This window comes from Pedobacter sp. 01T416_2 (genome assembly GCF_056398925.1).
Map to the genome: position 1 here is coordinate 1 of NZ_JBFTQI010000342.1, position 6,067 is coordinate 6,067.

2 protein-coding genes are annotated in these 6,067 nt (G+C 36.7%); both read left to right on the top strand.

The annotated features are described in order from the left end of the window. Positions 1–5,259: hypothetical protein (locus tag AC1DPQ_RS15050; protein ID WP_477610024.1), on the top strand; the 5,259-nt coding region annotated here is incomplete at its 5' end. A 2-nt stretch (positions 5,260–5,261) separates the two neighbouring features. Further along, on the top strand, positions 5,262–6,067 hold an 806-nt coding region (locus tag AC1DPQ_RS15055; protein ID WP_477610026.1), incomplete at its 3' end, for a hypothetical protein.

Here is a 6,067-nt window from a genome sequence, read left to right on the forward strand (position 1 = left end):
ATCCTCCGCAAAGCCGAAAGTGTATTTGATGGGGAGGTTGAAAATATAATAGGGCAAACTAAAGAAATACCCATTTACAAATCTTCAACCGTGCTGGGTAAAGATATAATTAAAAAAAGCACCAAAAGTTATGTAGTGGTTGGCAGCACTGATATTAACGAGTTAGATGCAAATAATTTTAACACTTCTTTTTCAAACTTAGTAAGCGCTGTAAATGCAAATGATACTTATACGGTGTTTTTTGAGCCAACTGATGAATTAGATGCTTTATATTTTAGCCCACAAACGGTAAGTAAAATTGGTGGTAAAACAAATGCTTTTGAAGCTACAAATTTTGCCAATAAAAACTTAACAGAAACCGTTGAGTTTGGACCAAAATTCCTTTCTATGAACGTTTCTGGCAGGTACACCTACAAATGGGCAAAGCCTTACGGCAAAACCAACACACCATTGCCATTACCAGAAGGAACAGAATTAAAACTGCTAAAAGGAAATTTAGCTCAAAAAGATCTTTTAAAAGATGGAACTATTTTATCAGATGAGCGCGTAATAGCCACTACCACTGTTAAAAAAAATGGAGAATATTCTTTTAAAGTGGGCATGCAAGATTACAATACCTTTAACGATGGGCAAACCTATAATTTAGTTGTTGTAATCCAAAGTAATCAGTATTATTCAGAACCTCATCCCATTCCCTATAACCAAAACGAAAATATTAACGTACCAGACTTAACCGCAACGGTACAACAATATAGTTTCAAATCTAAACTTGCTGTAAACAATGGACCGGGTGCTACACCGCCAATTACGCCAATAGCAGGTATGGATGTTTATTTATGCCGAAAAATTGGCGATGAAATACCTATCGGCCGACCTGTAAATGATGGCGACCCAAATAAAGGAACCTATTTCAAAAAGATTTGGGAACGCAAAAACGCATATAATGAAACAGAGAAATACGAAATTATAGATAAAATGGTTTCATTTGGCTCTGCCGGAAAAGAAGGTTATTTTGCTTTCGATAGATTGATTGTACCAGCCGATATTAACGATAAGTATTATATTTTTGCCGAGCCAATAAGCACCAGTCAAGACAATTACATTACGCAAGATGCTTTTTCGGTTACCAGTGTGCTCAATTTCGAAACACAAAAACAAGGTAGTTTTACCGATCAACAAGTCTTTTCTACACAAGATTACAATATTGGATACACACACGTACCCGTAGTTCCTTTGGCGCCTTACATAGACGGAGCCGTTTACCCAAGCAGTAACGCAAGCACATCCGTATTATCAGGTGTTCATGTAGAGCTTTTTAATATGTCTGGCTTATCAAATACAGCAACCAATAGCCAAATCGAAACTTATTTAAAAGGTAAAACACCACAAAAAGATCTTATAACCGGCACAAATGGTCGTTTCCTATTCGAAAATATTAACAGTTGGTTATACGATAGCTGGAAACTACTCCGCCTTACCAAAAATGGATTTTTAGTTACCTATAAAGTATTAAATAGTGGTAAACCATTGGTAAAGGGGCAACGTGAAAATCTGGGTAAAGTTTACATGGATTTACCAATTATGTTAACTACAACAGTGGTTGATGATAAAGAAAATACAGTAGCCGCCCGCATTATTGTTGGCGATGATTTTAGCTGGAACGATTATAAACCCGAAACCGGTTACCCTACAACGCTACAATCGCCAAAAGGCAAAGTAGCTTTTACCATAATTCCTGTAGATAGAGCCAATTACAAAACAACCGTTGTTACGTTAGATAATGTTATAGCAAACCAAACCGTAAAGTTTAAGGTTAAGAAGAACACCCGCAACATTACGGTGTATTGTTATAAAAAAGGAACAAAAATCACATTAGAAAGTACCGTAACAGTTTTAAACACTGGTAATTATTTGCAAACTAAAGGAACTTTTTTAGGGAAAAATTACAACTACGTGGAAATTGCAGCAGGCGGTAGCCAGTTCGAGTTAAAAATAGTACCAACCGATAAAAATTACACCATCGCAAAAACACAAGTACATGTAGATGGACTTACAGATGTAATTGTTAGCGTAGAAGTAGAACCTGCCGTTAGCATAACAGTTAATGCCCAAGAAGTTTTCGGTAATTGGGAAACCAAACCTTTAAATGGCGAGTACAATACCTACGTTGAAGGTATGGATGAAGATGAGTATGATAAAACCAGTAAAAAAGTAACTATAGTAACAAACTCAGCTAAAGAAGAAATTAAAGTAGTACCGAAAACAGATAAACTACCCAAAAAGATAAAATTAGGAGCGCTTAAAAAAGCCAGTACAACTGAAATGGCATCGGCAGCGCCTAAAAATAATAACTATTACAGCGCTGTACAGCAAAATGATGATGATTTAGCTAAAGATATGGTATCGCCCGATGGCGCTACCGAAACAAAAATCAATGGTTATGATGATAATGCGATAACAGAAAATGAAATAGCCATACCAAAAAATGAAGCAACTTTTTCTACCGAAACCTATTATACCATAACGCTGAGCAGGTTGCCTGCCAACAGATCATTCACAATTATTGGTACTAAAGCAGATTATATTGGAGGTACACAGCCCATAAACCCAGGCGGTGCAAACGCTAATGTTATGCTCAACTTTGTAAAAGCACCTAATATGAATGTAAACAGCATGTATGGTTTTCCAATCGAACTAACCAAAGCTCAGTATGTAACTAATACACAATATAAAATATCGGGCAAGTTAACGCCAACAGGTAATGTAAGCGAAAGCACCCTGAAAAGAAAATATGTGGATCGTAAACTTGAATTTACCGATATTTTGGTAAACGTAAACCAAGCACCATCGGGACAGGAAAAAGACCGCTTTTTTACCTTGGCAAATGGAATGGTTTTCAACCAAAATGATTTAGAAGCCGTGTTATTTTCTAAATACGATATTAAAATTTTGGATAAAGGTGGGCTGGCTTTATATCCTCAAACCGCTACAACAGCCAGCATATTTGGAAAAATAGGTTTAGATGCTGCATCGTTGGCTAAAGGAGTAGAAACTTCATCATCAGATAATGTTGGCGATACCAACTATTTATACCTCAACAATGCAAATGCGTCTTACGCGTTGATTACTGCTTTGCCAGCAGATAAAAAGACGAATAATTTATATACATTTTCTACCGGTAATTCTGACCTGACCTCTTCCCAATTTTTGGTATCAAGCAATACACGCGCTAAACCAAAGTTTATTGGGGCAGATGATATTAGTGTTACACCAGATGCAAACGTAATGTTAACGAATACAGGTATTTCATTTTTGGGTACACTAACTACCGATTTAGCTTACACAACTAATCGGGATATACAAGCTAAAGCAAAGTTTACCTTAAACGAAAATGGTTTCAAATCGGAGAACCAACAAAAAATTACCATTAAATTAAACCAATGGCAATTAGAGGCTCCAACCTGGACTTTTGGCTCCGAAGGCCTTACCCTTAAAGGCAGTCTTAACGCCTTGGGCTTAACTTTTCCTTTCTCAAACTTAAAAGTTAGCCGCACTAAAATTGGTTTTGGAGATTTTGAAGTTAATAGTTTAAAACTGCTGAATGCATTTCCGATTACCATAAACGGAAATGATGTGTACACCAGTTTTGGTTACGATAAAGGGTACTCAAAAGATAAAGGAGAATGGTCGGTATCGCTCATCACAAAATCTGGCATCACCTCATTAGCTAGTCTTAAAGGTTTGCCTGATTTAGAACCTACCGATGAAATTAAAATTAACAATATTAATCTTTATGATACCGGTAACGAAAACGACACCAGAATTTTACTGTCCGAAAAACAACCAGCAGTTACCTTAAACGGCATTGCGAAATACAAACCAAGCACAGTTTGGGGCGGCGCTGATTTTGTAACTTTCAGAGGCGATTTAAACATGGATATTCCAGGTTTCACCGGACTAGATTTAGTAACCTACGATTTAACCTATAAAGCAGAAAATGGCAAGTTAGCACATAAACATGATGTGAAGTTTCAAAACTTAGGGTTAGATACCAAAGGGATAAAAGTAACATTTGATGGCGACCAACGATTTAACGACGGTGAACTTTACTTAAAAGGTTATTTAACAGATAAAGACCTTAAAGGCAAGTATAAAATTCCTGTAGAACTCACTAAAACAAAAACCGAAACTAAACTAACTGTACCAAAAGATACCAAAATATACCTCAATGAAGGCGAAAAAGCTGGAAGCTATTTAGATAAAGCAACCGGACAAAGCATGGTTGTAGGTAAAGAGTGGCAATACTTTACCTTCGGTGGCGACATGACAGGGGCAAACGGAATAGCACCATCGCCAATGAGTTTTACCATAAAAGGTGATATAGTAGCAAATCCATCTGCCCTTGGCGTAAATAATATGAGTGCAGGTGGCGTACAAGGTTTAAGTATTGTTTACGATTTTACTGAAAACGCATTAATTGGATCTGGTCACCTTAACCAAAATACAGATTTTGCCAGCTTAGATTTAGATGCAGAATTAAAATTAGGCTCCAGCGAATGGTACATTTTTAGTAATGGCCTGGCCGATGTAAAATACACGCCATTTACAGGCATAGGCGTTGGTTTTATGGTGGGTAATAAAACCCTAACCGAAACACAAAAAAACTCATTTTATAAACATTTTGGCAATGCCGATGTAACCGATGCTACAAAAACAGCATTTACAAAGGTGCAAGGAGTGTTGTTAGTCGTATCGGCCGAAATGCCAATACCACTCTTACCGAGCTTCGATTTAGATCTCGATCCTGTTGCACACTGCTCATTTACCCACGGTTTATTTGCCGCGGCATATTTAAAGGCAGATTTCACCTCAAACCCTAAGGATATTGCCATCTCGGTAGGCGGCAGAGTAGGTGCATTTGTAAAATTAAGCGCCGGTGCAAGTATAGGTTTAGCTTGTGCAGGTATAAATTTAGGTGCCAAAACCTATGCAGATATTAATGGCTATTTAGCACCATTAAAAGGAGAGTTTTCTGCAACAATGGGGCTTACATTTGTATTAGAAGGTAGCGCTTATGTAGGCGGAGGTGTTTGCAATAGCAGTTGCGAAACACCTTGCGTAAGTATAGGTTTTACAGATATCTGTAGTCCAATACCTTGCGTTAGGGTAGGCCTTAATAAAACACTGGTATTAGGTGTACAAGCAGGAGTAAATAACAAAGGTATTTTCATTTCAAATCAATCTAAAACATATCAATAGTTATGAAACCGTATAGAATTCCAGTAGTTAAAAGTTTATTGATTATGCTTTTCGTACAAATTGGTTTACAGGCCAACGCTCAAAAGGAAGGTAAAGTTGCCTTTAATGGATATAAAGGCACTTATATATACAATTTATTTAAACCTGCTTCTGCCGAACACCCAGATGGAGATGTAATTGCTTTTCGTTTAGATAGAAAAGCACAAAATGAATCCAATTGGCAAGCGCTATATAAATTTAGTACCCCTTCTAATTATGAAGAACTAAAGAATAATTATCAGGCAGCAAGAAACAAAGTTTTTGAATACAATCCAACTACTACTTATACGGCAGATGAGGTGTGGCCAATATTTAAAAAGAAATTTAATTACGATTCGCTTTCTGTTTATCTTACTCAACAGCCATTAGCAATTGCATTTAATATTTTATTGGTTGATACTACTGCGAAACAGAATGTGGTTTATCAATACAGGGTAATACAGCTTAAAAGAGATGGAACCGAACAGCATAAATATACCTCAACACCTGTTTCTGCTAATGATTTTTTTATAACCAATAAACCAAAAAGCGCCAATAGAAAAACCACTGGAGATGTATTTAGAATAGAATGGAGCGCTAAAGCTACTGCACAGATACCGGAAGTTTTATTGGTGAAAAGAAGCGATGGCGTTAAAATGCCGTTCAATAGAATTTTAACAACTTATAATATTGAGCATCGTGGTGATAGCATAATATACACCGTAGAAGATAATCAAGTAAGTAAAGATGTGCTTTATCAATATACCATTAGTCCGGTAAACCGTTTTGG